The sequence below is a fragment of the Streptomyces sp. NPDC127119 genome, assembly GCF_042677425.1.
In the GTDB taxonomy this organism is placed as follows: domain Bacteria; phylum Actinomycetota; class Actinomycetes; order Streptomycetales; family Streptomycetaceae; genus Streptomyces.
In genome coordinates this window covers 1-24281 of sequence record NZ_JBHXTO010000143.1, presented here as the reverse complement: position 1 = coordinate 24281, position 24281 = coordinate 1, and the positions used below count along the sequence as shown (strand labels likewise).

Genomic DNA, 24281 nt, shown 5'->3' with positions numbered 1-24281 from the left:
GCCGCGGCCCTCGTGTTCACGATGCTCTTCGAACGCGACTTCGGCATGATCAACTGGATGCTGAGCCTGGTCGGCATCGACAACATCGACTTCGAGAACAACAAGTGGGCCGCGCAGACGGCCATTTCCACGATCGTCATCTGGCGCTGGACCGGCTACAACGCCCTGCTCTACCTCGCGGCGATGCAGGCGATCCCGCGCGACCGCTACGAGGCCGCGGCCATCGACGGCGCCTCGCGCTGGCAGCAGTTCCTCAAGGTCACCGTCCCCGGCATCCGTTCCACCATCGTGTTCACCATCGTCCTGTCCACGATCGGCGCCACCCAGCTCTTCGGCGAGCCCCTGATCTTCGGCCAGGGCCCGAACGGCATCACCGGGGGAGCGGACAACCAGTACCAGACGCTGGGACTGCTCCTGTACGAGGAGGGCTGGAAGAACTACCAGATGGGCCGGGCCGCCACGGTCGCCTGGGCGATGTTCCTGCTGCTCATCGTCCTCTTCGTCGTCCAACGAGTCGTCAAGCGCGTCCTGGCGCGCAGGGCCTGACCGGGAGATCCCCATGACCACAGACAGCATCCCGGTCGAGACGGCGGACGCACGCCCCGGGACCGTACAGAAGAAGACACGGAAGAACGCCCCGACCGGCGGCCGGAGCCGGCAGCTGTTCCGGCACCCGGGTGCCGGACGCCAGCACCACGCGGGCCCCCTCGCCTACGTCCTGCTGGGAATCGCGGCGCTCTTCTCCCTCTTCCCGCTCTACTGGACGATGGTGGCGGCCTCCACCGACAACACGCGCGTCACCCAGACGCCCCCGCCGTTCCTGCCCGGACCCCATCTGCTGGACAACCTGGGCAAGGCCTGGCAGGACGCCGCGCTGGGCAAGGCCATGATGAACAGCCTGATCGTGGCCGGGGTGATCGCCCTGTCCACGGTGCTGTTCGCCACCCTCGCCGGTTTCGCGTTCGCGAAACTCCGCTTCAAGGGCCGCAACATCCTGCTGATGCTCGTGATCGGCACGATGATGGTGCCGCCCCAACTCGGCGTCGTACCCCTGTTCATGATGATGACCGAGCTGGGCTGGGGCCAGCAGCTGCCCGCCGTCATCTTCCCCACGCTGGTCAGCGCCGTCGGCGTGTTCTTCATGCGGCAGTACCTCAGCGAGGCGCTGCCCGACGAACTCGTCGAGGCGGGACGGGTGGACGGCGCGCACTCCCTGCGCATCTTCTGGAGCATCGTGCTGCCGATCGCCCGGGCTCCCATGGCCGTCCTGTTCATGATCACGTTCGTGCACGCCTGGAACGACTTCTTCTGGCCGTTCATCGTGCTCGACATGTCCAATCCGACGGTGCCCGTCGCCCTCACCCAGCTCAGCGCGGGATACGTGCGCGACCAGTCGCTGATCATGGCGGGCGCCCTCCTCGGCACACTGCCCCTGCTCGCCATGTTCGTCGTCTTCGGCCGTCAGATCGTCGGCGGCATCATGCAGGGAGCCGTCAAGGGATGACCGACCCGCCGTCCCCCCGGTGCCGGGGCCCGCCGGCGCCCGAGCCCCCGCTCCGCCCCTCCCGTCCCGCAGCACTCTGGAAGGACTCACGTGACCACCGTTACCCGACGTGTCGCGCCCACCCCGGAAAACTCCACCGCCGTCCGGTTCCCGCAGAACTTCACCTGGGGCACGGCGACCGCCGCCTACCAGATCGAGGGCGCCGCCACCGCGGACGGACGCACCCCCTCGATCTGGGACACCTACTCGCACACGCCCGGCAGGGTGCGCAACGGCGACACCGGTGACGTGGCCACCGACCACTTCCACCGCTGGCGCGAGGACGTCGAGATCATGGCCGACCTCGGGGTGAGCGCCTACCGGTTCTCCCTGTCGTGGTCACGGGTGCAGCCGACCGGCCGCGGTCCGGCCGTCCAGAAGGGGCTCGACTTCTACCGCGCCCTGACGGACGCCCTGCTGGAGAAGGGCATCGAACCGGTCGTCACCCTCTACCACTGGGACCTGCCGCAGCACCTGGAGGACGCGGGCGGCTGGCCCGAGCGCGTCACCGCCGACCGGTTCGCCGACTACGCGACGCTCGCGGCCCGCGCGCTGGGGGACCGGGTGAAGACCTGGACCACCCTCAACGAGCCCTGGTGCAGCGCCTTCCTCGGCTACGGCTCCGGCGTCCACGCACCCGGCCGCACCGACCCGGTGGCCGCCCTGCGCGCGGCGCACCACCTCAACCTCGCCCACGGCAAGGCCGTACAGGCACTGCGCGCCGAACTGCCGTCCTCCGCGCGGGCCTCCATCACGCTCAACATCCACCATGTCCGCGCGCTCACCGAGTCCGCCGAGGACGTGGACGCGGCCCGCCGGATCGACGCGCTGGCCAACCGGGTCTTCACGGGGCCGCAGTTGGAGGGCCGGTACCCGCAGGATCTCCTCCAGGACACGGCCGGCCTCACCGACTGGTCCTTCGTGCAGGACGGCGACCTTGCCGCGATCCACCAGCCGCTGGACTTCCTGGGCGTCAACTACTACACGCCGACCGTCGTCTCCGCCGCCACCGGTGAGGCCAGCCACGGTTCCGACGGGCACGGGCAGAGCGAGCACAGCCCCTGGCCGGGGGCCGAGGTCGCCTTCCACCGTCCGGAGGGCAGCACCACCGCGATGGGCTGGGCGGTCGACCCCAGCGGTCTGTACGACCTGCTGCTGCGGCTCAAGGCGGACTTCCCCGCCATGCCCCTGATGATCACCGAGAACGGGGCGGCGTTCGACGACTACGTGAACCCGGAGGGCGAGGTGGTCGACCCCGAACGCATCGCCTACCTGCGCGGCCATCTGTCCGCGGTGCACCGGGCGGTCAAGGACGGCGTCGACGTACGGGGCTACTTCCTGTGGTCCCTGCTGGACAACTTCGAGTGGGGCTACGGCTACAGCAAGCGCTTCGGTGCCGTCTACGTCGACTATCCGACCGGCCGGCGCATCCCCAAGGCCAGCGCGCGGTGGTACGCCGACGTGGCCCGCACGGGCATCCTGCCGGACGGAGGGGGCGAGTACTGAGACGGTTCGCCGCCGTACGGGAGCCGGATCCGCGGACCCGTGCGGCGGAAGTGGGACCTGAGCAGGTATAGACCCACCGCGACGGGGCACCAGGGGTGTACGCGACACCGCTCGGTGTCGCCCCAGTGACAAAGACGCCACTGATGAAGCCCGGATTCTCGCGGTGGCGTCTGCCCACATGCGAGCTGTGCTGTGTGTGGGAGAGGAATCACCATGATGGTGCCGGCGGAGAAGGAACTGCGTACGGTCCTGGCCCGGTTCGCGGAGGTACGGATCGAGCACGACGTGCGCCCCACCGGCCGTACCAGCCGCGCCCTGGAGAACGTCACTTACACGCTCTGCGTCATGACCGCCTCGCGCACCGCGGAAGAGGCACTGCGTACGGCCGATCTGCTGATCGAGCAGTACCGCGCCACCCGCGAGGGCGCGGCCCAGGAGGACGAGACGCTGGCGGCTTAGGGCTGAGGCGCCGACAGCGCAGGACTGGTCCTCCGGTGACGGGCCGTGCCGACGCGGGGGCACAGCGGCTCCCCATCCGTAGGTGTCCCCGCGCCGGTTCGTCCTCCCCCTGCCGGAGCGAGCGGGAATCGCTCCCAGGACGGAGAGAGGACGCTGTGCCGGGGCCCCGGCGTCCGCTGCGAGGATCTGAGGGCCCCGGCCGTCTCGCGGCCGTTCTGCCTGTTCCGACGAGCGGCCCGGGGTCCGGGAGCCGGGCGGCGGGGTGACCCTGCGGGCTGTCAGCACGGGTACCTGCCACCGTTCACAGCGTAGCGGGGCGCGGGTGCCCGGCGCGGCGGCGCACACCGGGCGGACCGTGGCAGGGGACAGCGCACCGACGCACACACCGGTACGGGACACCTCCTGTCCCATGGGCACGCTCTGTGCTCAGTGCGGTGTCCAGGCCGGTGTCCACGTCCAGGTCAGTGCTCCAGCAGCATGCGGCGGGCCAGACGGGCGAGCTCCCGGGTGGCGGGTGACAGTACGGCTCCCTGACGCCGGACCACGGCGATGGTGTCGTACAGCGGGTCGGCGAAACCGACGGTGTGCAGGTTCTCCGGGAACGTACGGCTGCCCGCGACCGCCCGGGACACGATGGTGTCGCCCGCGCCCCGGGCGACCAGGTGCAGCGCCGAGTCGACCTGCTCGACCTCCACCACCGGCGACAGCGTGATGCCCTCCACCTGGGCGCGCTCGGCCAGCTGGCGCCGCGTGGGATCCCGCCAGCCGTAGTGGGCGTCGTACAGGATCAGCGGCGCCTCGGCGAGGTCGGTCACGGTCACGGGCCGGGCGGTGCGCGCCGGGTCCGCCGAGGCGTAGACGACCTCGTCCCGCATGAGAGGCGTGATGTCGAGGCCCTCGGCGTCGATGGGCAGGACGACCAGACCGGCCTCCAGATCACCCGCGGTGACGGCCTCCGCGACCTCCACCGAGTTCAGGCCCACGATCCGCAGCCGTACCCGGGGATGCCGGGCGTGGAACGTTTCGAGCAGGTCGGACAGCAGGTAGTAGTCGGCGTTGCGCAGCAGGCCGAAGGTGGCCACTCCGCCGTCGAGGGAGGTCAGCGAGCGCAGTGCCCGGTCGGCGCCCTCGGCCGCCTCCGCCGCCTGCTCGGCATAGGGCAGCAGCTCCTCGCCGGCCGCGGTCAGGACGAGCCGGCGCGCCCCCCGGGTGAACAGCGGCACCCGGTAGTGGTCCTCCATGCGTTTGATCAGTTCCGAGACCGAGGGCTGGGTCGTGCGCAGCTCCGCCGCCGCGGCGGAGAACGTACCCAGCCGGGTGGCGGCCAGGAAGGCGCGCAGCTGGTTGAGGGTGATCGCCGGAGCGGACGAAGGAGGCATGCCGCCCACTCTGCCATAGGGCTGCCCTATGGGGTGGCGAGGACAATTCGAGGTTGTCCCGGGGCAAACCGTCCTTCAGGCTCAGCAGTATGAAATTGAGCTCCCGCTTCACCGCTGCCTTCTCCGACCGCCACACCCTGCTGAAGGCTCCCGCGGTCGACGCTCCGCCCGCCCAGCGCGACCCCGAGGTGATCGAGACGGTCAGCCGCATGCTGTCCGAGATCGAGCGCGACGGCCTCGACGCCGTCCGCCGTTACGCACGCACCCTCGACGGTCAGCCCGACGGCGCGATCGAGCTGGACGCGGCCGACATAGCCCGCAGCGGTGACCGGCTGCCGAAGGACCTGCGTGCGGCGATCGAGCTCGGCGCGGAGCGCACCCGGCGCTTCGCCACCCTGCAGCGCGACCACCTGGCGGACTTCGAGGAGGAGATCGCCCCCGGCCTGGTGGTCGGCCAGCGTTACGTCCCGGTCTCCGCCGTCGGGGCCTACCTCCCCGCGGGCCGCTTCCCGCTCACCGCCAGCGCCTTCATGACCGTGGGCGTGGCCAAGGTCGCGGGCGTACCCACGGTGATCGGGTGCACCCCGCCCCAGCCGGACGGACGCGCCAACGACGCCGTCACCTACGCGGCCCACCTCTCCGGCATCGACCACCTCTTCGTCGTCGGCGGGGTGCAGGCCCTCGCGGCCATGGCCTTCGGGCTGCTGGGCCGGGCGCCCGTCGACATGCTCGTCGGCGCCGGGAACGCCTATGTGGCCGAGGCCAAGCGCCAGTTGTTCGGCACGGTCGCCATCGACCTCCTCGCGGGGCCCTCCGAGGTCGCCGTCATCGCCGACGGGACGGCCGACGCGGAAGCCGTCGCGGCGGACCTGCTCGGCCAGGCCGAGCACGGCCCCCACTCACCGGCCGCCCTGGTCACCACCTCCGAGCGGCTCGGCCGTGACGTGATCGCCGCCGTCGAGCGCCGGCTGCCGACCCTGTCCACGCGGGACATCTGCGGGCCCGCCTGGCACGACTTCGGCTCCGTGATCCTCGTGGACAACAGGGAGGACGCGGTCACGGTCATGGACGAACTCGCCCCGGAGCACCTGGAGGTGCACACGGCCGAGGACGACTGGTACCACGACACCCTGCGCAACTACGGCAGCCTGTTCCTCGGGCACTGGAGCACGGTCGCGTACTCGGACAAGGGCATGGCCGGTACGAACCACACCCTGCCGACCGCCGGCGGCGCCAAGCACAGCGCCGGTCTCTCCGTCTCCCGCTACCTCAAGCCGCTCACGTACCAGCGCATCAGCCGTGAGGCCACGCCGTCGCTCGCCGAGGCGGTGGAGGTCATCTCCGCCAGCGAGGGCATGACCGCCCACCAGGCCACGGCCACCCTCCGCCTGCGTTCCTACGCCGGCTGACCCCTCCCGCACAGGTCCGTACAGACCGACAGAGACCCATACAGGCCACACAGGAACGGTGCACCGGATGAAATCCGTACGTCGTGAGGTACGCCGTCGCGTACTCCGTGAGAGAGCGGGCGAGAGAGCGGGCGCGCCCCGTCGTGCCTGGGGCGCCGCCGCGACCGTCGCGGTGGCCGCCGTCCTCGCCTGCGCCGGGTGCAGCGCGCCAGGCGCGGGCAAGTCCGCCACTGCCGGGACGCAGTCCTTCATCACCGAGCCGGTGACCACCGGGCAGGTCGCCGCCCTCGGTGACGTCACCCTGCGGATGTGGGCGGACCAGGCGGAGAAGCCGCTGATGAAGTCGGTCGTCCCGGCCTTCGAGAAGAAGTACCCGAACGTCACCGTCGACATCACCTACAAGAGCTTCGACGACCTCGTCGCCACCGTCGTCAACGCCGCCTCCGGCAGCACCCCGCCCGACCTGTTCCAGGGCAACATCGGGTACGCGGTCGACGGCGCCCTGGTCAAGGCCAAGCTCGTACGCCCCCTCGACGACGTGGCCGCCACCTACGGCTGGCTCACCGGCACCGGCGCGAGCACCCTGGCACCGGCCCGCTGGAACAGCGCGGGCACCGCCTTCGGCGACGGGAACCTCTACGGGATGTCCCCGATCAGCGAGGTGCAGGGCATCTACTACAACAAGGCCCTGCTGAAATCTCTGGACCTGGAACCGCCGCAGTCCCTGAGCGACCTGGAGAAGGACCTGCCGGTCGTGAAGGAGGCCGGCAAGCAGCCGATCATGCTGGGCAACAGCGACCAGTACGCGGCCACCCACATCTTCTCCGACCTCGCCGTCACCGAGCAGAGGCCCGCCTCCGTCAGCGACTGGATCGGCGGCAAGGCCGGCACGACCTTCGCCACCTCCGGCAACGAGAAGGCGGCCGACACCATGGCCGACTGGGCGAAGAAGGGCTACTTCGGCTCCGGCTACGACGGCCTCAGCAACGAGGACGCCATCGCCCGCTTCGCCAAGGGCTCGGGCGCCTTCTTCGTCGGCGGCTCCTGGAACGGCGCGAAACTCGACCCCGAGAAGTTCGGCTTCGGCGCGCTCACCACCGGCGGCGCCGGAGCCACCGCCTCGCCGTGGCACATCGCCGCCTCCTCCGAGGCCACCCCCGCCGCCGTCGCCTTCCTCGCGGCCCTGCACACCCCCGAAGCCGGCCAGGAGATCCTCGACACCGGCCGCCTGCCCGTCGTCACCGACGGCGTGAAGGGCGCCAACAGCCTGCAGGGCCAGACCCTCGACGTGCTGAAGCGGACCATCGCCGCGGGCACCCAGGTCGGCTACTACGACTGGAGCGCCACCGACATGCTCTCCGTCATGGGAGGCGGGCTCCAGAAGGTCATGGCGGGCCGCACGAGCAGTACCGCCTTCACCGAGGCGGTCCAGGACTCCTGGCAGAAGGCGAGGAAGTCCGAGTGAGCACCGCCGCCCCCGCGCGGGAACGCGACACCGCGCCCACACCGGTCGGCATACGCCGCGGCAGCCGGCCACGCCGCCACCTGACCTCCCTCTCCTGGTCCTCGCTGCTGTACGTGGCACCGGCCCTGGCGTTCTTCGCCGTCTTCGTGCTGTACCCCATCGGCATCTCGGTCTGGTACTCGTTCTACGCGTACGACGGCCTCACCGAGGGCACGCCGGTCGGCCTCGACAACTACACGGCCGTCTTCACCGACCCCGACCTGCGCGCGGCCCTGCTGCACTCACTGGTCCTGCTGTTCTTCTACGCCGCCCTGCCGGTGGCCGTGGGCCTGCTGCTCGCCGGAGCCATGTCCCGTATCCGGGTGTACGGCCTGACGTTGTTCCGGGCGGTGCTGTTCGTGCCGCAGATCCTCTCCAGCGTCGTCGTCGCCGTCGCCTGGCGGAACCTCCTCGCCGAGGACGGACCGGTCAACGCGCTGCTGCGGGCCGTGGGCCTGGGCCGCTTCACGACGAGCTGGCTCGGGAACTTCGACACCGCCCTGCCCTCGATCGGAGTGGTCGGCACGTGGGTCGAGTACGGCCTGTGCATGGTGCTCTTCCTCAGCGGCATCGTGGCCATCGACCGCTCGACCTACGAGGCGGCCCGCCTCGACGGTGCCGGAGCGGTGCGGGAGTTCTTCTCCATCACCCTGCCCGCCCTGCGCCCCCAGATCTCGATCGCGCTGATCCTCACGGTCACCTTCGCCCTGCGCAACTTCGACCTCATCTGGAACACCACCCGCGGCGGCCCCGGCACCTCCACCACCGTCCCGAGCCTGTACGTCTACCAGGACGCGTTCCAGAACCGCCTGCTCGGCCGGGCCTCCGCCCTCGCCATCGTCCTCACCGTGGTCATCCTCGCCGTCGTGGTCGCCGTACAACTCCTCCTGCGGGAACGCGACGGCACGGGCCGCGGACTCCTACGACGCGGTACCGCCCGGCCGGCCAGGAAGGTGCAGCCATGAGGATCGCCCGTACCGAGAGCGTCACCACGCACGCGCTGCTCGTCCTCGCGTCCGTCGCCGCCGTCTTCCCGCTGGTGTCGATCGTCGTCTCGTCGTTCGACGGCTCCTCCGGCGGACTGTCCCTGGACAGCTACGCGACGGCCTGGACCCAGGGCCGCTTCGGCTCCGCCCTGCTGTCGAGCGCGCTGGTGTCCGTCACCGTCGTCGTGGTCACCGTGATCCTCGCGAGCCTGGCCGGTTACGCGCTGGCCACCATGCGCGTCCCCGGCGGCAAGGTCATCCTGGGCCTGCTCCTGCTCGGCCTCGTCCTCCCGTACGAGGTCACCGTGCTGCCGCTCTACGAACTGCTCGCGGGCTGGAACCTCATCGACACCTACTGGGCGCTGATCCTTCCGCAGATCGCCCTGTCGGTCCCGCTCGGGGTGCTCTGGATGCGTACGTTCTTCGCCTCGGTCCCGCAGGAACTCCTCGAAGCGGCGCGCATCGACGGCACCAGCCGGTTCCAGACCCTGCGGCTGGTCGTGCTGCCCATCGCCGGGCCCGCCCTCACGACCCTCGGCACCGTGCTCTTCCTCTTCACCTGGAACGAGTTCCTGCTGGCCCTCATCCTGGTCCCCGACAACGCGGCGGTGCAGACCGTTCCGCTGGCGCTGTCCTTCTTCTCCGGGGCCGCCCGCTCCAGCGACCCCGCGGTCACCGCCGCGGCGGCCGTCCTCGTGGCCCTTCCGGTGCTGCTGGCGTACACGGTCCTGCAACGGCGCCTGATCACCGGCCTCACGGAAGGAGCGGTGAAATGACCGCCGGCCGTTCAGCCGTCGCGAAGACGGGCGTGACCCGTGTCGTGTGCGAGCAACTGGCGCCATGCGTCGGCGATCTGACCCACAACAAGGGACTGGCCCTGGACGCCGTCCGGCGTGCGCTCGCGGACGGGGCCGACATCGTCGTCCTGCCCGAACTGGTCACCTCCGGCTATGTCTTCGAGACCGCCGAGGAGGCCCGGACCACGGCGATCACCGTCGAGGACTCCTTCTTCTCGGACCTGAGCGCGGTGCTCGCCGGTACGCAGGGCGTCGTCGTCCTCGGCTTCTGCCAGGACGGGGGAGACACGCTGTACAACAGCGCAGCGGTGGTCGACGCGAGTGGCGTGCGGGCCGTCTACCGCAAGACACACCTGTGGGACCGGGAGACCTTGTTCTTCACCCCCGGCGACCGGACTCCTCCGGTGGTCGACACGGCACACGGCCGCATCGGCGTACTGATCTGCTACGACCTCGAATTCGCGGAGATGCCCCGCCGGCTCGCCCTCGCCGGCGCGGACCTGATAGCCGTTCCGACCAACTGGCCGCTGGTCGAGCACCCGGCCGGGCAGTATCCGGCGGAGATCATCCAGGCCCAGTCCGCCGCACGCGCCAACGGTGTCTTCATCGCCTGCGCCGACCGCAGCGGCGTCGAGCGCGGGCAGCAGTGGACGCAGGGGACGGCGGTCATCGACCAGTTCGGCTGGCTCGCGTCCGCCGTCACCGGTCCCACGGGTTCCACCGCGTCGGGCGTTGCGAGCGCTTCGGAGCAGCGGGCCGCGGCCGACCTCTTCCTCCACCTGTCCCGCGACAAGGCCATCTCCCCGCACAACGACCTGCTCGGCGACCGCCGGCCCGACATCTACACACAGGAGACCCCGCTGCTATGACCACAGCAGACTCCACCCCCGCAGCCACAGCCGTAGCCGCACAGGGCGGCCCGCCGTCCGGGGCGGCCGACGACGACTGGTGGCGGACCGCCGTCATCTACCAGATCTACCCGCGCTCGTTCGCCGACGGGGACGGTGACGGCACCGGCGACCTGCCCGGTATCACCGGACGGCTCGACCACCTGGCGGACCTCGGCGTCGACGCCCTGTGGCTCTCCCCCTTCTACCCCTCGCCGCAGCGCGACGGCGGCTACGACGTGGCCGACTACCGCGCGGTGGACCCGCGGTACGGCACGCTCGCCGACTTCGACGAACTCCTGGCACGCGCACACGAGTTGAGCATCCGCGTCATCGTCGACCTCGTGCCCAACCACTGCTCCTCGGAGCACGTCGCGTTCCGTGCCGCGCTGGCCGCCGCTCCCGGCAGCGACGAGCGGGCCCTGTTCCACTTCCGCGACGGCCGCGGACCGGACGGCTCCCTGCCGCCCAACGACTGGACGTCGATGTTCGAAGGACCCGCCTGGACCAGGGTCACCGAGGCCGACGGCCGTCCCGGGCAGTGGTACCTGCACCTGTTCGACGCCTCCCAGCCCGACTGGAACTGGGACAACCCCGCCGTCCGCGAGGACTTCGAGCGCACGCTCCGCTTCTGGCTCGACCGTGACGTCGACGGCTTCCGCGTCGACGTCTGCGACGCTCTCGTCAAGGCTCCCGGTCTGCCCGACTGGCCCCGGCCGACCCACGGCGTGATCGAGCCCGTCGACGGCGTGATGCCTCCTATGTGGGACCAGGAGGGCATCCACGAGATCTTCCGGAGCTGGCGCCGGCTGCTGGACACCTACGCCGGCCGGCGCATCCTGTGCGCCGAGGCATGGCTGCCACCGGAGCGCGCCGCGCGGATCATCCGCGCCGACGAGATGCACCAGGCCTTCAACTTCCGCTTCCTGGAGACGCCGTGGCAGGCGGCCCCGCTGCGGAACGTCGTCGCCGAGTCGCTGGCGGCCAACGACGGCGTCGGCGCGCCGACCACCTGGGTGCTGTCCAACCACGACGTGATGCGGCACGCGAGCCGCTTCGGGTACGACGGACACGTCGAGCTGGAACACGGCGTGGGCGCCGACGACCCGCAGCCCGACCGGCCGCTGGGGCTGCGCCGGGCGCGCGCGGCCACCGCGCTCATGCTGGCCCTGCCCGGGTCCGCCTATCTGTACCAGGGCGAGGAACTGGGCCTGCCCGAGGCGACCGCCCTGCCGGACGCGGCCCGCCAGGACCCGGTGTGGGAACGCTCCGGGCACCGCATCCGAGGGCGCGACGGCTGCCGCGTGCCCCTGCCGTGGACCGAGGAGGGCCCCGCCTTCGGGTTCGGCACCGCCGCCGACACCTGGCTGCCCCAGCCGCCCGACTACGGCTCGTACGCCGTGGCCGCACAGCGGGGCCGTCCGGGGTCGACGCTGGAGCTGTACCGCACCCTGCTGGACCTGCGCCGCCGGTACCGGCTGGGGGAGGGGACCCTCAAGTGGATGACCTCTCCCGACGACATCCCGCACCTCGGCAACGACGACATCCCGCACCCCGGAAACGACGACGTCCTGCACCTCGCCAACGGCTCCGTCGAAGTCGTCGCCAACCTCGGCACGCAGCCCGTCCCGCTGCCTCCCGGGGCACATGTCCTGGCCGCGTCCGAGCCGGTGACGACCGACGTGCCCCCGGACGCCACGGTCTGGTTCACCACAGGGGAGGCCAACACCGGTCGGTAGCAACCCGGTTAGGATCCGGGGCATGCCGCTGACCGTGGAAGACGTGGACCGGTTCGAGACGCTGAGGCCTCGTCTGGAGGCCATCGCCTACCGCCTCCTGGGGTCGGCGGGCGAGGCCGAGGACGTCGTACAGGAGACGTTCCTGCGGTGGCAGGCCGCCGACACCGAACGCATCGAGGTCCTGGAGGCCTGGCTGACGAAGGTGCTCACCAACCTGTGCCTCAACCAGCTCACCTCCGCCCGCGCACGGCGTGAGCGGTACGTCGGGCAGTGGCTTCCCGAGCCGCTGCTCGACGGGGACCCGATGCTCGGCCCCGCGGGCACCGCCGAGCAGCGCGAGTCGCTCTCGTACGCGGTCCTGACCCTCATGGAGCGGCTGTCTCCCAACGAACGGGCCGTGTACGTGCTGCGGGAGGCCTTCGACTACCCGCACCGGGAGATCGCCGAGATCCTCGGCATCAGCGAGGCGGGCAGTCAGCAGATCTTCCACCGCGCCAAGCGGCACATCACCGACGGCAGGGCCCGCGCCGAGATCGACGGGGCCGCCGCCCGGCGGATCGTCGAGGAGTTCCTGTCGGCCGCCACCACGGGGAGGACCGAGCCTCTGGTACGGCTGCTCACCGGTGACGTCATCTCGATCGGTGACGGCGGCGGGAAGATCCCGGCCCGGACCACACCGGTCGCGGGCGCCCTCGCGGTCGCGAGGTTCATGCGGGGCCTGTTCAAGCCGGCACCGGCCAAGCGTGCCCTGATCGGCGGGTCGGCCGAGATCCACCTGACGACCGTCAACGGCGGCCTCGCCATCGTCGCCGTCGTCGAGGGCAGGGTCGTCGGCATCACGTGCGTGGAGGTCACCGCCGAGGGCATCGCCGCGTTCCGCAGCCAGGCCAACCCCGACAAGCTGGAACGTGCGACCGGGCTGTGGGCGGCGGCCGACCACGGGGAACCGCTGCTCCACGCCTTCTGACGCCGATGTGAGCTGCTTCACAGGGCGTACCTGTCAGGGATCGGCGTGCTGTCCGGTTCAAGGGCCGTAACCGCGCTCGACACGGGCCGGACCCGCCCAGACAGGAGTCACCGCCATGCAGCACCGCATCATCGTTCTCGGCGCCGGATACACCGGAGCCATCGCGGCCGGCCGCCTCGCCAGGCGGCTGCACCGCGACGAGGTCGCCATCACCCTCGTCAACGCCGAGCCCGACTTCGTCGAACGCGTCCGGATGCACCAGCTCGCGGCCGGCCAGGACCTCGTGCCGCGCCCCTTGAGCGAGATGTTCGAGGGAACCGGCGTCGAACTGCGGATCGCGAGGGTCACGGGCGTCGACGTCGATCGAAAGACGGTCGCGGTCGTCCCGGCGAACGACGGCCCCGGTGAGCCCGCCGGCACCGAACAACTGCCGTACGACACCCTCGTGTACGCCCTCGGCAGCGGCTGGAACGGTCAGGGCGTCGCCGGTACCGCCGAGCACGCCCACGAGATCGCGAGCAGGCCCGGAGCGCTCCGGCTGCGCGAGCGGCTGGCCGCTCTGCAGGCCGGACAGTCCGTGGCCGTCGTCGGCGCCGGTCTCACCGGCGTGGAGGCCGCGACGGAGCTGGCCGAGAGCCGCCCGGACCTCGCGGTCGCCCTCGTCGCCCGCGGCGGCCTCGGCGACTGGCTCTCGGACAAGGGCCGCGAGCATCTGCGCAAGGTCGTCGGCAACCTCGGCATCACCGTGCACGAGGATGCCGAGGTGACCGGAGTCGAGGCCGACCGGATCACCACCGCCGACGGCGGGGCGATCCCCGCCGCGGTCACCGTGTGGACGACCGGCTTCGCGGTCCACCCGATCGCGCGGGCCACCACGCTGGAGACCACCGAAACCGGCCAGATCGTGGTCGACGGGACGATGCGCTCGCACTCCCACCCGGAGGTGTACGTCGTCGGTGACGCGGCCATGGCGATGGGCCCCGGCGACAAGCCCCTGCGGATGTCGTGCGCCTCGGGCACCCCCGCCGCGTGGCTCGCCGCCGACACCATCGCGGCACGCCTGACCGGCGGAAAACTCCCGAAGTCAGCGGTCCGCTACTACAACCAGTGCGTCTCGCTGGGCCGAAAGGAGGGCCTGATCCAGTACGTCACCGCCGACGACCGGGCCATCGACACGGCCCTGACCGGCCGACTGGCCGCCGTCTACAAGGAGTTGGTCTGCAAGGGCGCGGTCTGGGGTGTCGCCAACCCGACCCTCGGCCTGCCCGGCCGCCGCCGCCACGTCGTGGAAGGGGCGGACCGGGCGGAAGCTGCCGTCAGGGCGGTGGCCTGACGCGAAGGCACCGGTTCTCGCGAGGCGCCAGGAGTCATGGATGCGCGGGCAGGGGGAAACCGACCGGGCATGGACGCAACGACGACGACGCGCGCACGGAGCCTGGTCGCCCTGCTGGCGGTCGTTCCCCTCGTCGCGGCATGCGGCGGAGGCCACGACGGGAACGACGACGAAGGCGCATGGGGAGCCGCGGCACTGCCCGCCGTGGCCCGGGGCGCCGACCTGGTGATCACCACCGACAACGGGGTGCGGCTGCGCCCCGCCGACGGTGACCGGGTCGGCGTCGGTGGCCACATCCGGCACGAGTGGTCCCACCGGGACGACACCTGGGTACTCGATCTGTCGTGCCCGAAGCAGGACACCGACGGTCAGGAGTCCGGCCAGGAGTGCGCCCGGATGCCCGAGGTCGACGTCCCGAAGGGCACGTCCGTCACGGTCTCCGCCCGTAACGCCGGTATCGACGTGGCCGGTGTCTCCGCCGCGCTGGACCTCACGACCGTCAACGGCGACGTCACCGTGACCAGGTCCGGCCGGAAGGACGCCGCCGTCCGGCTGGCGACCCGCAACGGATCCGTGCGCGCGGGCACCCTGCGTGCCGACGACGTGCACGCCGAAACGGTGAACGGCGACGTGACGCTCGACTGCGCCACCTCGCCTGACGGTGTCGGCGCGCTCACCACCAACGGCTCGGTCCGGGTGATGCTGCCGCACGACGCGCCCGCCTACCGGATCGCGGCGACCACCGACAACGGCCGCCCCTCGGTCACCGTCCCCAGCGGTGACGAGAACGACGACCACAGCATGACGCTCACCACCGTCAACGGTGACGTCACGGCCGGCGTGGAGTAGGAACGTACCGCGTGTGCGGGCAGCTCATGGCCCCACCGTGAGGGGTGTCGCACTGGTCCTGTCGGACGACGGGCCGGTCTCCAGGAGGAGTTCGCCCGCCTCGACCCCCACGGTGAGGTCACGCTTCACCGAACCGAGTGTGTCCGCGTCGATGTCGAACACGGCTTCCGCGCTCTCGCCCGGCGCGAGCCGCAATCGGGTGAACCCGCGCAGCTCTCTCGTCCTGGGCCACGAGGAGCCGCCGGAGATCCGCCGCACATACAACTGCACGGTTTCGCGCACCGGCCGGTCGCCCGTGTTCGTGACGGTGACCGCGCAGGCCAGCGTGGGTGCGTCCAGGGACACGGACGTCCGCGACAACTTCGGCTCGCCGTAGGACACCGTCGAGTACGAGAGTCCGTGGCCGAACGGGTGGCGGGCGGAGGCCGGTTGGTCGACGTATCCCCGGTAGCGGTGGTCCTTGCCGTTGTAGAAGACGGGCAACTGGGCGGCCGAGCGCGGTACCGACACGGGCAGCCGCCCTTCCGGTTCCGCCCGGCCGAAGAGGACATCGGCGACGGCTCGGCCGCCCCACGGCCCCGGATACCACGCGCTCAGGACGGCGCCCGCGGTCCCGGAAAGATCCGGCAGCGCGTGCGGGCGCCCCTGGACCAGGACCACGACCACCGGGGTGCCCGTCGCGGCCACGGCGTCGATGAGCCGCAACTGTGCGACGGGCAGAGAGAGTTCGGCCAGATCGACGCCCTCGCCGCAGGTCATGCCGCTCGGCGCGGCCGAACCGACCTGCGCGGCCCCGTTGTCGTCGAAGGTCGTCCCACCGTCACGGGCGCTGGAACCGCCGAGCACCAGCACGGCAACATCGGCCGCGGCGGCCAGGGCGACCGCTTCGGGGAGCGCGGACAGGTCGGCGCCCGTCAGCGCGCACCCCACGGCATGGGTGACCTCGACGCCGTCGGGGGCGGCTTCGCGGATGCCCTGCAGCACGGTGATGCCGGTCCCGGGCCGCTGGGGCGCGGTGTAGTCCCCGATCTGCTGCGGTACGGAGTCGGCGTTGGGTCCGAGGACGGCGATCCGTCGGCGGGCCGGACCCAACGGCAGCGTCGCGCCGTCGTGTTCGAGCAGGACGACGGAAGCTCTGGCGATCCGCTCGCTCAACTCCCGTACGGGGTACGGCGATTCATGAGCGAGTCGCCCGGACGCGTAAGGCTGCTCGAAGAGGCCGAGCCGGAACTTGAGCGTGAGGACGCGGGCCACGGCGGTGTCGAGCGTGGCCTCGGGAACGAGCCCACGGGTGACGGCCTCGGCCAGCCGCGGGAAGCAGGCGTCCCACAGGCTGAGGTCGCAGCCCGCTGACAGCGCCATGGCTCCCGCGGCCACCGGGTCGCCGGTGAGACGCACCAGCCGGTCGATGGCACCGCCGTCCGCCATGACGATCCCGTCGTAGCCCCACCGCTCGCGCAGCAGCCCGGTCAGCAGAGGCTGGTTCGCGACACAGGGCAGGCCGTCGAGCTCGTTGTACGCGGCCATCACCCCGGCCGCACCGGCCCGGACGCCCGCGCGGGCCGCCGCGAGGTGGATCTCGTGGAGTTCCCTGGGCCCGAGTTCGGTGGCCGCGCTGTTGCGCCCGCCGACCGTGGCGCCCTGTCCGGCGAAATGCTTGAGGACGACCGCGGTGTCCGCCCGGCGCATACCGCGTACCAGCGCCTCCGTGAACCGGGCCGCCAGATACGGGTCCTCGCCGAAGCACTCCTCGGCCCGGCCCCAGCGCGGGTCGCGCACCAGGTCGAGGGCCGACACGAGCGCCACATGGCCGCCGCGGGAGCGCAGTTCGGTGCCCGCCGCCTCGGCGGCGGCCTCGTACAGGTCGGGGTCCCAGGTGGCGCCCACGCCCAGGTTCACCGGCAGCAGGGTGCCGTCGAGGGCCTGGTGGCCGTGCGGTACCTCCTCCACGAACAGCACCGGGACGCCCAGGCGGGTGTGCTCCACGACGTGCCGCTGCACGTCGTCCGAGACCCGGGCGCCGTCGGCCGCCGTGATGCCGTCCGCGAACCCGACCCCCGACCAGGGATCGGCGCGCTGGAGCCCGTAGAGGGCGCCCATGCCGTCATGGTCGGCTACCTCGGTCCGGAAGGCGTCGGTGAGCCGGTATTCGCCGGACGCCGTCCGCTCGTAGGCGTCCCAGCCGTAGAGACGCTGGTTGACCTGGCCCACCTTCTCCTGGAGCGTCATGCGGCCCAGCAGGTCCCGTACGCGGGCCTCGACCGGCGCGTCCGGGTCCCGGTAGAGGGGGCCGGTCATGTCAGCTCCAGGACGACGACCCCGTACGGGGCGAGCCGCACGTCCGTCACCTGCTCGCCGGACGTCACGTCGTGCAGGGTGCCGACCGCCTCGGGGCGTACGGTCAGCTCCTCGGCGGACTGGCTGACCAGCCACACGAAGCGCCGTCCGTCCTCGTGCACGAGCAGGTCGGCGCCCACGTACGGGCTGTCGACGGTCACCGGCCGCTCGGCGCCCGCGAGGTCGGCGAGCGCCGCGTACAGACGGTGGGTCTGCTCGGGGTTGACCCGGGCGGTGCGGGCGGCCATGTGCTCCAGCGGGTACGTCGCGAGGACCGTGCGTCCGCTTCCCGTCTCGCGCACGAGGAGGGCGGGGCGGCCGTGCCCGTCGACGGCGACCACCCGGGCGTCGCGCGGGACCACCGGCAGAAAGGCCCGGCTGTCCTCGTTGCCCGCCACCGGGAACGTGAGGGTCTCACCGGCCGCGAGCGGACCGAAGTCCTCGGTGAAGGTCATCTCCAGTACGTCGTCGGTGATGGGCTCGGCGACCCCGTACGACAGCTGCAGCTCGACCCCGAACAGGCCGTCGAGGTCGTCGAACCACGGGCCGCGCGTGCCGGGGTGTTCACCGGAACAGAACGACAGGTAGACCGTCGCCCCGTCCTCCGCGCGGCGGGCCAGTTCGCGCCGGGTGCGAGCGGTCAACTGCCGTGTGGCGGGCAGGAGATAGAGCTTGGCGTGGCCGGGGAGGTGGTCGGCCTCGCGGACCAGTCCGGCGGGCAGGTCGGCGGCGCGCGCGGCGACGTACGCCTGGTGCAGCGAGGTGAAGATCAGCGGTCGGTCGGCGGGCCTGCTGTACGGGTATCCGCGCTCCAGGAACGCGGGCACGACCAGGGCGGCGTCGGTGTCGGCCCGGCGGCAGCGGGCGAAGTCCACCGCCTCCAGCACGTCGGCGAACGCGGCGAGTTCGAGCAGCGGAGCCTTCGGCGCGCCCTCGCTGTCCGTGATGCCGAAGTGCATCTCGAAGGGGTGGTGGTCGTAGGGCGAGCGGTCCCACAGGCCGTCGTAGTCGGTGTTGTTCCAGGCGATCCAGCCCGTGGCGCCGCCGAGCAGGCTGTTGTGCAGGGTCTGCCGGTAGTAGATCCCGGCGTTCTCGGCGGACACGGTGTCCGTGGAGAGGCCGAACTCCTCCAGGACGACGGGCTGTTCCGTCACCGAGGCCAGCTCGCACTCGAAGGCGGCCCGGTAGTGCTGGCGGGGCCGGTCCGTGTCCGAGCGGTAGACGTGCGGGCCCACGAAGTCGACGTACTCGGCGGTGTCCCGGAGCGAGAAACCGTTGTCGCGGCCGGTCACCTCGATGCCCCAGGCGCCGTCGCCGAGGGAGACGGGCTGGGTGCCGCCGGCGGCCCGTACGGCGTTGCACATGGCCTGCGCCCAGGCGGTGACGACGTCGGAGGAGGGCGGGTTCTCCTGGTAGACGCGGCCGTAGCCCGGCATCTCGTTGGTGATGAGCCAGCCGGTGACCGCGGGGTGGTCCTTGAAGCGGCGGGTCATCTGCGAGGCGAACCACGCCTGGCGGCCGACCATCCACACGTCCTCGTACAGGTCACGTCCGCCGCGCCAGACGGGGTCCCAGTTCTCGCCGGACATGTGGCCGACGATGAAGGTGGGGACCGTGCCCATGCCCGCCTCGGTATGGGCGTCGAGGAAGTCCGCGAAACGCTCGCACAGGGTCTCGTCGACGCGGTGCGGCTCGGGGTGGAAGTCGGGCCAGTAGAAGAAGGAGCGCGTCATGGTCAGACCGTGCTCGCGCAGCACTTCCAGTTCCTCGCGGACCGTCTTGGGATCGTAGTCGCGCCACATCAGAGGACCGCCGGTGCGGGACCAGAAGTTGGCGCCGAGCCAGGGCAGTACGGCGGAGTCGTGGGTCAGGTGGGCGCTGTGGCGTCGCATGGTCCTTCTCGGATCGATCGGTGGTGCGGTGGCAGGTGCGGGCGTGCGGCACACCGGGGCCCGGGGCCGGGTCAGGGGGCGGGTCTTCGGGGAGCCGGGCCGGTCGACTCGCGCACGACCAGCCGGGGCCGGTCGTCGAGCCGCTCGGCCTCGACGTCCTCGCCGCACCGGGCGAGCAGGACCCGCGCGGCAGCCGCGCCGACCCGCTGCACCTGCTGGTCGACGGTGGTCAGCCGCGGATGGAGCCAGCGGCCCAGGGGCAGGTTGTCGTAGCCGACGACCGAGAGATCCTTGGGGACGCGCAGCCCCGCGCGCTGGGCGGCGCCCATGCCGCACACGGCCATCGAGTCGTTGGCGTAGACGATGGCCGTGGGGCGCTCGGCGGTGTCGAGCAGGGCGACCGTCGCGGCGACGGCCGACACCTCCGAGAAGTCGGTGTGCAGCACGGCGACCGGCCGTACCCCCTCCTCCCGCAGGGCCGCGTCGAAGGCGCCGTGCCGCAGCCTGGTGTGCTGCAACTCCTCGGGACCCGCCACATAGGCGATACGCCGGTGACCGAGTTTCAGCAGGTGGGCGACGACTTCCTCGACACCGGCCCCCTGCTGTCCGAGGCCGACGCTCGGCACGGCCGCCGCGCGGTCGGGAGCGCCGAGCAGCACCGCGGGCAGGCCGAGACGGGCCAGCAGCGCGGGGCGGGGGTCGACGGCCCGTGCGTCGGTGAGTACCGCGCCGTCCACCCTGCCCTCGGCGGCGAGCCGCTCGTAGAGGACGTTCTCCTCCTGCGCCCCGGCGACCAGGTGCAGCAGCAACCCGTAACCGCGCGGGGCGAGTTCGCCCTCTATACCGGTGATCAGCTCGCTGAAGTGGGGGTCGGCGCCGAGGACGTCGGTGGGGCGCCGGACGACCAGGGCCAACGTGCGCGTGCGGGCGCTGCGCAGGGCGGCGGCGGGCGCGCTCGGCGACCAGCCCAGCTCCAGCGCGGTGTCCAGGATGCGGCGGCGGGTCGTCGAGGACAGCCGCCCCTTGTCGTTGAAGGCCTGGGACACGGCCGCGGTGGACACCCCGGCCGCCGCCGCGACGGCCTTGATGGTGGGCCGCGCCGCCCTGTCCGGCGTGCCGGACTCTTCGGTGGGCGTGCTCACATCTTCACCGCCCCGCTGACGAGCGCCTGCTGCATGCGCTTCTGCAGCACGGTGTACACGACCCACACGGGTACGAGGGTGAGGACCGTGCCCGCGGTGAGGACGCCGTAGTCGGTTCCGGTGATCGACTTCAGGGTGGGCAGCGCGACCTGGACCGTGCGCTGGGCGGGATCGGGCCCGATGATCACGAGCGAGTACAGGTACTCGTTCCAGAAGGTCAGGAAGTTCAGCAGCAGGACCGTCGCGATGCCGGGCATGCACATCGGGACGTAGACGTGCCGCAGGACCGCGAACGTCGACGCGCCGTCCATCCGCGCGGCCTCCTCCATCTCCTTCGGGATGGTCCGCATGAACTGCACCAGGATCACCACGGACAGCGGCATCGCGGTCGCGGGCAGGAACAGCACCATGAACGTACGGGTGTGGAACAGACCCGTCGCCGCGGCCAGCAGGAACGTCGGGAAGAGCGCCGCGAAGGTGGGGATGAGGAAACCGAGCGAGAAGACCTTCTCCATGACCGACGCGAGCCGGCCGGTGGACCGGGCCAGGGCGAACGCGGCGGGTAGCGCCAGCCCGAGGGTCAGTACGAGCGCGAGGACCGTCACCAGCGTCGAGTTGACGACGGCGAGCCCCAGGTCGGCGCTGTCGAAGGCGGTACGGAAGTTGCCGAACCCGAACGAGGTGGGCAGGGCGAAGGGATGCGCGAAGATCTCGTCGTTCGTCTTGAAGGCCGAGGCGAGGAAGTAGTACAGCGGCACGATCAGCAGGACCGCGTAGGACCACACCAGGATGTGCGCGGGCAGCCAGCGCTTGCCGAGCTTCATGGTGAGCGGCTCCGATCAGTAGTTCTGGCGGAATGCGCGGCGGATGGTGAGCAGTCCGACGAGCCCGGCGAGGAAGAGGATGACGCCGACGGTCTGGCTGTAGCCCAGGTCGGCCGCGATGAACGCCTTCTGGTAGACGAGGAACGACAGGGTGGTGGACGAACTGCCCGGTCCGCCCTGGGTGAGCAGCAGGACGTGCTGGGCGGACCCGAAGAGCGTCCACAGGAACTGGAGCATCGTCACGACACCGACGTAGTCGCGGATGACGGGGAAGTGGATGAGCCACATCGTGCGCCAGTGCCCGGCGCCGTCGAGCTGCGCGGCCTCACCGAGTTCGTCGGGCACGCTGCCGAGCCGGGCCGCGAACAGGACGGCGGTGAAGCCGATCCCCGCCCACACGTCCAGCGCGATCAGGCAGGCCAGCGCGGTGGACGGCGAGGCGAGCCAGGCATCGGTCAGCGAGCCCAGCCCTACGGACTCCAGAGCGCCGTTGGCCAGCCCGTCGGGGGAGAGGGCGGCGTAGAAGACCATGGCCTTCGCCGGCGTCGAGATGAGCCCCGGGATGAAGAGCAGATAGCGGATGACCCGGTGCCCGGGTGGCTTCTGCGCCACGTAGTAGCCCAGCATGTACGCGCACACGATCATGATCGGCAGGGCGACGGCGAGCTGGACGGCGGTGTTGCGCACCGCGTCCCAGAAGACCGGGTCGTCCATGACCGTACGCACGTTGCCGAGGCCGGCGAACGACACCGGCTGCAGCATGCCCGGCCAGTGCAGGGCGGCGACCACGAAGATCGCGACCATCGGCCCGACCATGAAGACCAGGTACCAGATCAGGGCCGGCACGGCGAGGCCGGTGCCGCCCTGCCGGGGCGGGCGCCGCTCCGCGGTGGCGGACGGCGGGCCGGGGCGGCGGACCGTGGTGTCGCCCGGTGAGGGCGTCAACGTCGTCATGCGGTGACTCCGATGGACTGGGGCGAGGGACGCGAGGGACACGGGGGAGGGGCCGGGGCGAGGCTCATGCGGAGCGGTACGCGGCTTCGAGCGAGGCGCGGACCCTGGCGGCGCCGATGCCCCGGGTGAAGGACGTACTGGTCGCGGTGATCAGCGGCTGGGTCGCCGCGGGCGGCACGTACACATCGGGCAGCAGGACCTGGCTGACGTCGTCCCCCAGCCGCTGGGCCGCCGCGACCAGCGGGAAGTCCGTACTGACCGTGCCGGAACGCAGCGCCATGTCGCGGCCGCTCTCCTTGATGAACCGGGACACGGTCTCGGGGCGGTACATGAACCGCAGGAACTTCTCGACGGCGTCGATCTTCTTCGTACCGTTCGGACTGATCCAGAACCCGATCAGCGTGTACGTCCGCAGGATCGTCGGCAGTTTGTGCGCGGCACCCTCGGCGAGCGGCCAGCCGCCCACGTCCGTGTGACGGGCGACGGGCTCGGGCACCTTCGCGAGCGCCGACGACATCGCCGACTGGATGGCGGCGGACTGCGTGTTGTACTGCGTGGTCATGAGGTCGGAGGTCAGACCCTGCGCCTTGTCGACGAACACCCCGGCGTCCCGCAGCGCCACGAAGTACTCGATGCCCTCCTTCGCGCCCCTGCTGCCACTGAAGTCGCCGGTGGAGTAGACGTGCCGGGCCTCGTCCTCACTCAGGAAGGTCTGGATGACCTGGGCGAGGAGCTTCTGCCCGGTCCAGTCGTTGCCGCCGGTGGTGACGGGTCCGATGCCCTTGGCGCGCAGCTTGCGGGCCGCGGCGATCAGCTGGTCGCCGGTCACCGGGATCTCGTCCACGCCCGCCTTGTCGAGGAGCGAGCGGTTGTAGGCGACCGGCCAGTTGGTGGCGAAGTAGGGGAAGGCCCGCAGCCTGCCCTCGCCGTCGGTCCAGGCGTCCAGGGCCACGGGCAGCACCCGCTCGCGCAGCCCCCAGTCGTCCAGATAGTCCTTCACGTCGACCGTGGCGCCGACATCCGTCCAGGCCAGGGTCTTGTCGTACAGGTTGACCATCACGACGTCCGGCTCTTTACGTGCCAGTCGGGAGGTCTCGTAGACCTGGGCGAGGTCGTCGCCGTTGACGAGGTTCTTGACCTTGAGCCCCGGGTTCTCCTTGCGGAAACGGTCCAGGGAGTCCAGATAGGTGGGCGATCCCGGCGCGGTGGTGCCCAGCTGGCTGTGCACTACGAGCGTGTCGGGATCGGAGTCCGCCGCGGCCAGCGCGGAACAGCCGGACAGAGCGGGCAGGGCGGTCGCGGCGGTGAGGCCGGAACCGGCGGCGAGGAAGCCGCGCCGAGTCAGCGGTGAGCGCACAGCGGGGTGTCTCCAACCAAGGCGGTTAACGAGTGGTTAATCGATGTACCTGCGGAAGTGCGAGGACTTTAGGAGGGGTTCCGCGTGCGGTCAAGACCCAGGGAGGGAGGAGTGCCCGGAAGGGGCGCGGGGAACGGCGTGCTCAGCCACGGCCGACCGGCAGCTGCCACAGGTCGGATGCCCGTGCCCCGGGGGGCTCTTCCGGGCGGCAGGGGGCGAGTGCCCGGAAGGGGCGCGGGGAACGGCGTGCTCAGCCACGGCCGACCGGCAGCTGCCACACGTCGGAACCCCGCGCCCCGCAGGGCGGCCTACGCCGGAGGCCCCGGCGACCCGGGGGGGGGGGGGGCGCGGGGCCCCCCCCCCGCAGGTCGGGTGCGGGCCGGTGGGGGCTGATCGCGCAGTTCCCCGCGCCCCTAA

Annotated in this window: 20 protein-coding genes; 13 read left to right on the top strand and 7 right to left on the bottom strand. The window is 71.4% G+C overall.

The window, feature by feature from the left end:
• From ACFVH5_RS36825 to ACFVH5_RS36810, 4 genes are all read left to right on the top strand, one after another.
• A partial coding sequence (locus tag ACFVH5_RS36825; protein ID WP_385838046.1) for a carbohydrate ABC transporter permease occupies positions 1-546 on the top strand: 546 nt, incomplete at its 5' end.
• Positions 547-559: 13 nt separating this feature from the next.
• Positions 560-1504 (top strand): carbohydrate ABC transporter permease, encoded by a 945-nt coding sequence (locus ACFVH5_RS36820; RefSeq protein WP_385838045.1) that lies wholly within the window; start codon positions 560-562, stop codon positions 1502-1504.
• A 90-nt stretch (positions 1505-1594) separates the two neighbouring features.
• Positions 1595-3049 (top strand): GH1 family beta-glucosidase, encoded by a 1455-nt coding sequence (locus ACFVH5_RS36815; RefSeq protein ID WP_385838044.1) that lies wholly within the window; start codon positions 1595-1597, stop codon positions 3047-3049.
• A gap of 213 nt (positions 3050-3262) precedes the next feature.
• Positions 3263-3508, top strand: a complete 246-nt coding sequence (locus ACFVH5_RS36810) for a DUF5133 domain-containing protein (RefSeq protein ID WP_385838043.1) — start codon at positions 3263-3265, stop codon at positions 3506-3508.
• 461 nt (positions 3509-3969) lie between these two features.
• On the opposite strand, the gene ACFVH5_RS36805 is transcribed toward ACFVH5_RS36810, so the two are convergent.
• Entirely contained in the window at positions 3970-4887 is a 918-nt protein-coding gene (locus ACFVH5_RS36805; protein ID WP_385838042.1) for a LysR family transcriptional regulator, read from the bottom strand.
• 89 nt (positions 4888-4976) lie between these two features.
• Between ACFVH5_RS36805 and hisD the strand changes: the two genes are divergently transcribed.
• From hisD to ACFVH5_RS36760, 9 genes are all read left to right on the top strand, one after another.
• Entirely contained in the window at positions 4977-6296 is a 1320-nt protein-coding gene (gene hisD / locus ACFVH5_RS36800) for a histidinol dehydrogenase (RefSeq protein WP_385838041.1), read from the top strand.
• Between the two features lie 67 nt (positions 6297-6363).
• Positions 6364-7761 (top strand): ABC transporter substrate-binding protein, encoded by a 1398-nt coding sequence (locus ACFVH5_RS36795; RefSeq protein ID WP_385838040.1) that lies wholly within the window; start codon positions 6364-6366, stop codon positions 7759-7761.
• Positions 7758-8765 carry a carbohydrate ABC transporter permease gene (locus ACFVH5_RS36790; RefSeq protein WP_385838039.1) on the top strand — a complete coding sequence of 336 codons (1008 nt, stop codon included), beginning with the start codon at positions 7758-7760 and terminating at the stop codon, positions 8763-8765. The genes ACFVH5_RS36795 and ACFVH5_RS36790 overlap by 4 nt, the downstream gene beginning before the upstream one ends.
• Positions 8762-9562 (top strand): carbohydrate ABC transporter permease, encoded by an 801-nt coding sequence (locus ACFVH5_RS36785; protein WP_385838037.1) that lies wholly within the window; start codon positions 8762-8764, stop codon positions 9560-9562. Before ACFVH5_RS36790 ends, ACFVH5_RS36785 begins: the two co-directional genes overlap by 4 nt.
• Positions 9559-10452 carry a nitrilase-related carbon-nitrogen hydrolase gene (locus ACFVH5_RS36780; protein WP_385838036.1) on the top strand — a complete coding sequence of 298 codons (894 nt, stop codon included), beginning with the start codon at positions 9559-9561 and terminating at the stop codon, positions 10450-10452. Before ACFVH5_RS36785 ends, ACFVH5_RS36780 begins: the two co-directional genes overlap by 4 nt.
• The gene (locus ACFVH5_RS36775; RefSeq protein WP_385838035.1) at positions 10449-12209 is read left to right on the top strand and encodes a glycoside hydrolase family 13 protein; all 1761 of its coding nucleotides are present in this window, start codon (positions 10449-10451) and stop codon (positions 12207-12209) included. The genes ACFVH5_RS36780 and ACFVH5_RS36775 overlap by 4 nt, the downstream gene beginning before the upstream one ends.
• A 22-nt stretch (positions 12210-12231) precedes the next feature.
• On the top strand, positions 12232-13176 hold the full coding sequence (gene sigJ / locus ACFVH5_RS36770; RefSeq protein ID WP_385838034.1) for an RNA polymerase sigma factor SigJ: 945 nt from the start codon (positions 12232-12234) through the stop codon (positions 13174-13176).
• Between the two features lie 115 nt (positions 13177-13291).
• On the top strand, positions 13292-14509 hold the full coding sequence (locus ACFVH5_RS36765) for an NAD(P)/FAD-dependent oxidoreductase (RefSeq protein ID WP_385838033.1): 1218 nt from the start codon (positions 13292-13294) through the stop codon (positions 14507-14509).
• A 69-nt stretch (positions 14510-14578) separates the two neighbouring features.
• Complete coding sequence (locus ACFVH5_RS36760; RefSeq protein ID WP_385838032.1) at positions 14579-15358, top strand: DUF4097 family beta strand repeat-containing protein; 780 nt, start codon at positions 14579-14581, stop codon at positions 15356-15358.
• Positions 15359-15382: 24 nt separating this feature from the next.
• Here ACFVH5_RS36760 and ACFVH5_RS36755 read toward each other — a convergent pair whose 3' ends face one another.
• The 6 genes from ACFVH5_RS36755 to ACFVH5_RS36730 all read right to left on the bottom strand — a co-directional run bounded on the left by ACFVH5_RS36755 (position 15383) and on the right by ACFVH5_RS36730 (position 23864).
• A complete protein-coding gene (locus ACFVH5_RS36755) occupies positions 15383-17656 on the bottom strand; it encodes a glycoside hydrolase family 3 N-terminal domain-containing protein (RefSeq protein ID WP_385838031.1) in 2274 nt (757 codons plus the stop codon).
• Positions 17653-19587, bottom strand: a complete 1935-nt coding sequence (locus tag ACFVH5_RS36750) for a cellulase family glycosylhydrolase (RefSeq protein WP_385838030.1) — start codon at positions 19585-19587, stop codon at positions 17653-17655. Before ACFVH5_RS36750 ends, ACFVH5_RS36755 begins: the two co-directional genes overlap by 4 nt.
• 71 nt (positions 19588-19658) lie before the next feature.
• Positions 19659-20729, bottom strand: a complete 1071-nt coding sequence (locus ACFVH5_RS36745; protein ID WP_385838029.1) for a LacI family DNA-binding transcriptional regulator — start codon at positions 20727-20729, stop codon at positions 19659-19661.
• A complete protein-coding gene (locus ACFVH5_RS36740) occupies positions 20726-21553 on the bottom strand; it encodes a carbohydrate ABC transporter permease (RefSeq protein ID WP_210892972.1) in 828 nt (275 codons plus the stop codon). The genes ACFVH5_RS36745 and ACFVH5_RS36740 overlap by 4 nt, the downstream gene beginning before the upstream one ends.
• A gap of 15 nt (positions 21554-21568) precedes the next feature.
• Positions 21569-22507 carry a carbohydrate ABC transporter permease gene (locus ACFVH5_RS36735; protein WP_385838027.1) on the bottom strand — a complete coding sequence of 313 codons (939 nt, stop codon included), beginning with the start codon at positions 22505-22507 and terminating at the stop codon, positions 21569-21571.
• A 64-nt stretch (positions 22508-22571) separates the two neighbouring features.
• The gene (locus ACFVH5_RS36730) at positions 22572-23864 is read right to left on the bottom strand and encodes an ABC transporter substrate-binding protein (protein WP_385838026.1); all 1293 of its coding nucleotides are present in this window, start codon (positions 23862-23864) and stop codon (positions 22572-22574) included.
• Positions 23865-24281 lie beyond the last annotated feature (417 nt).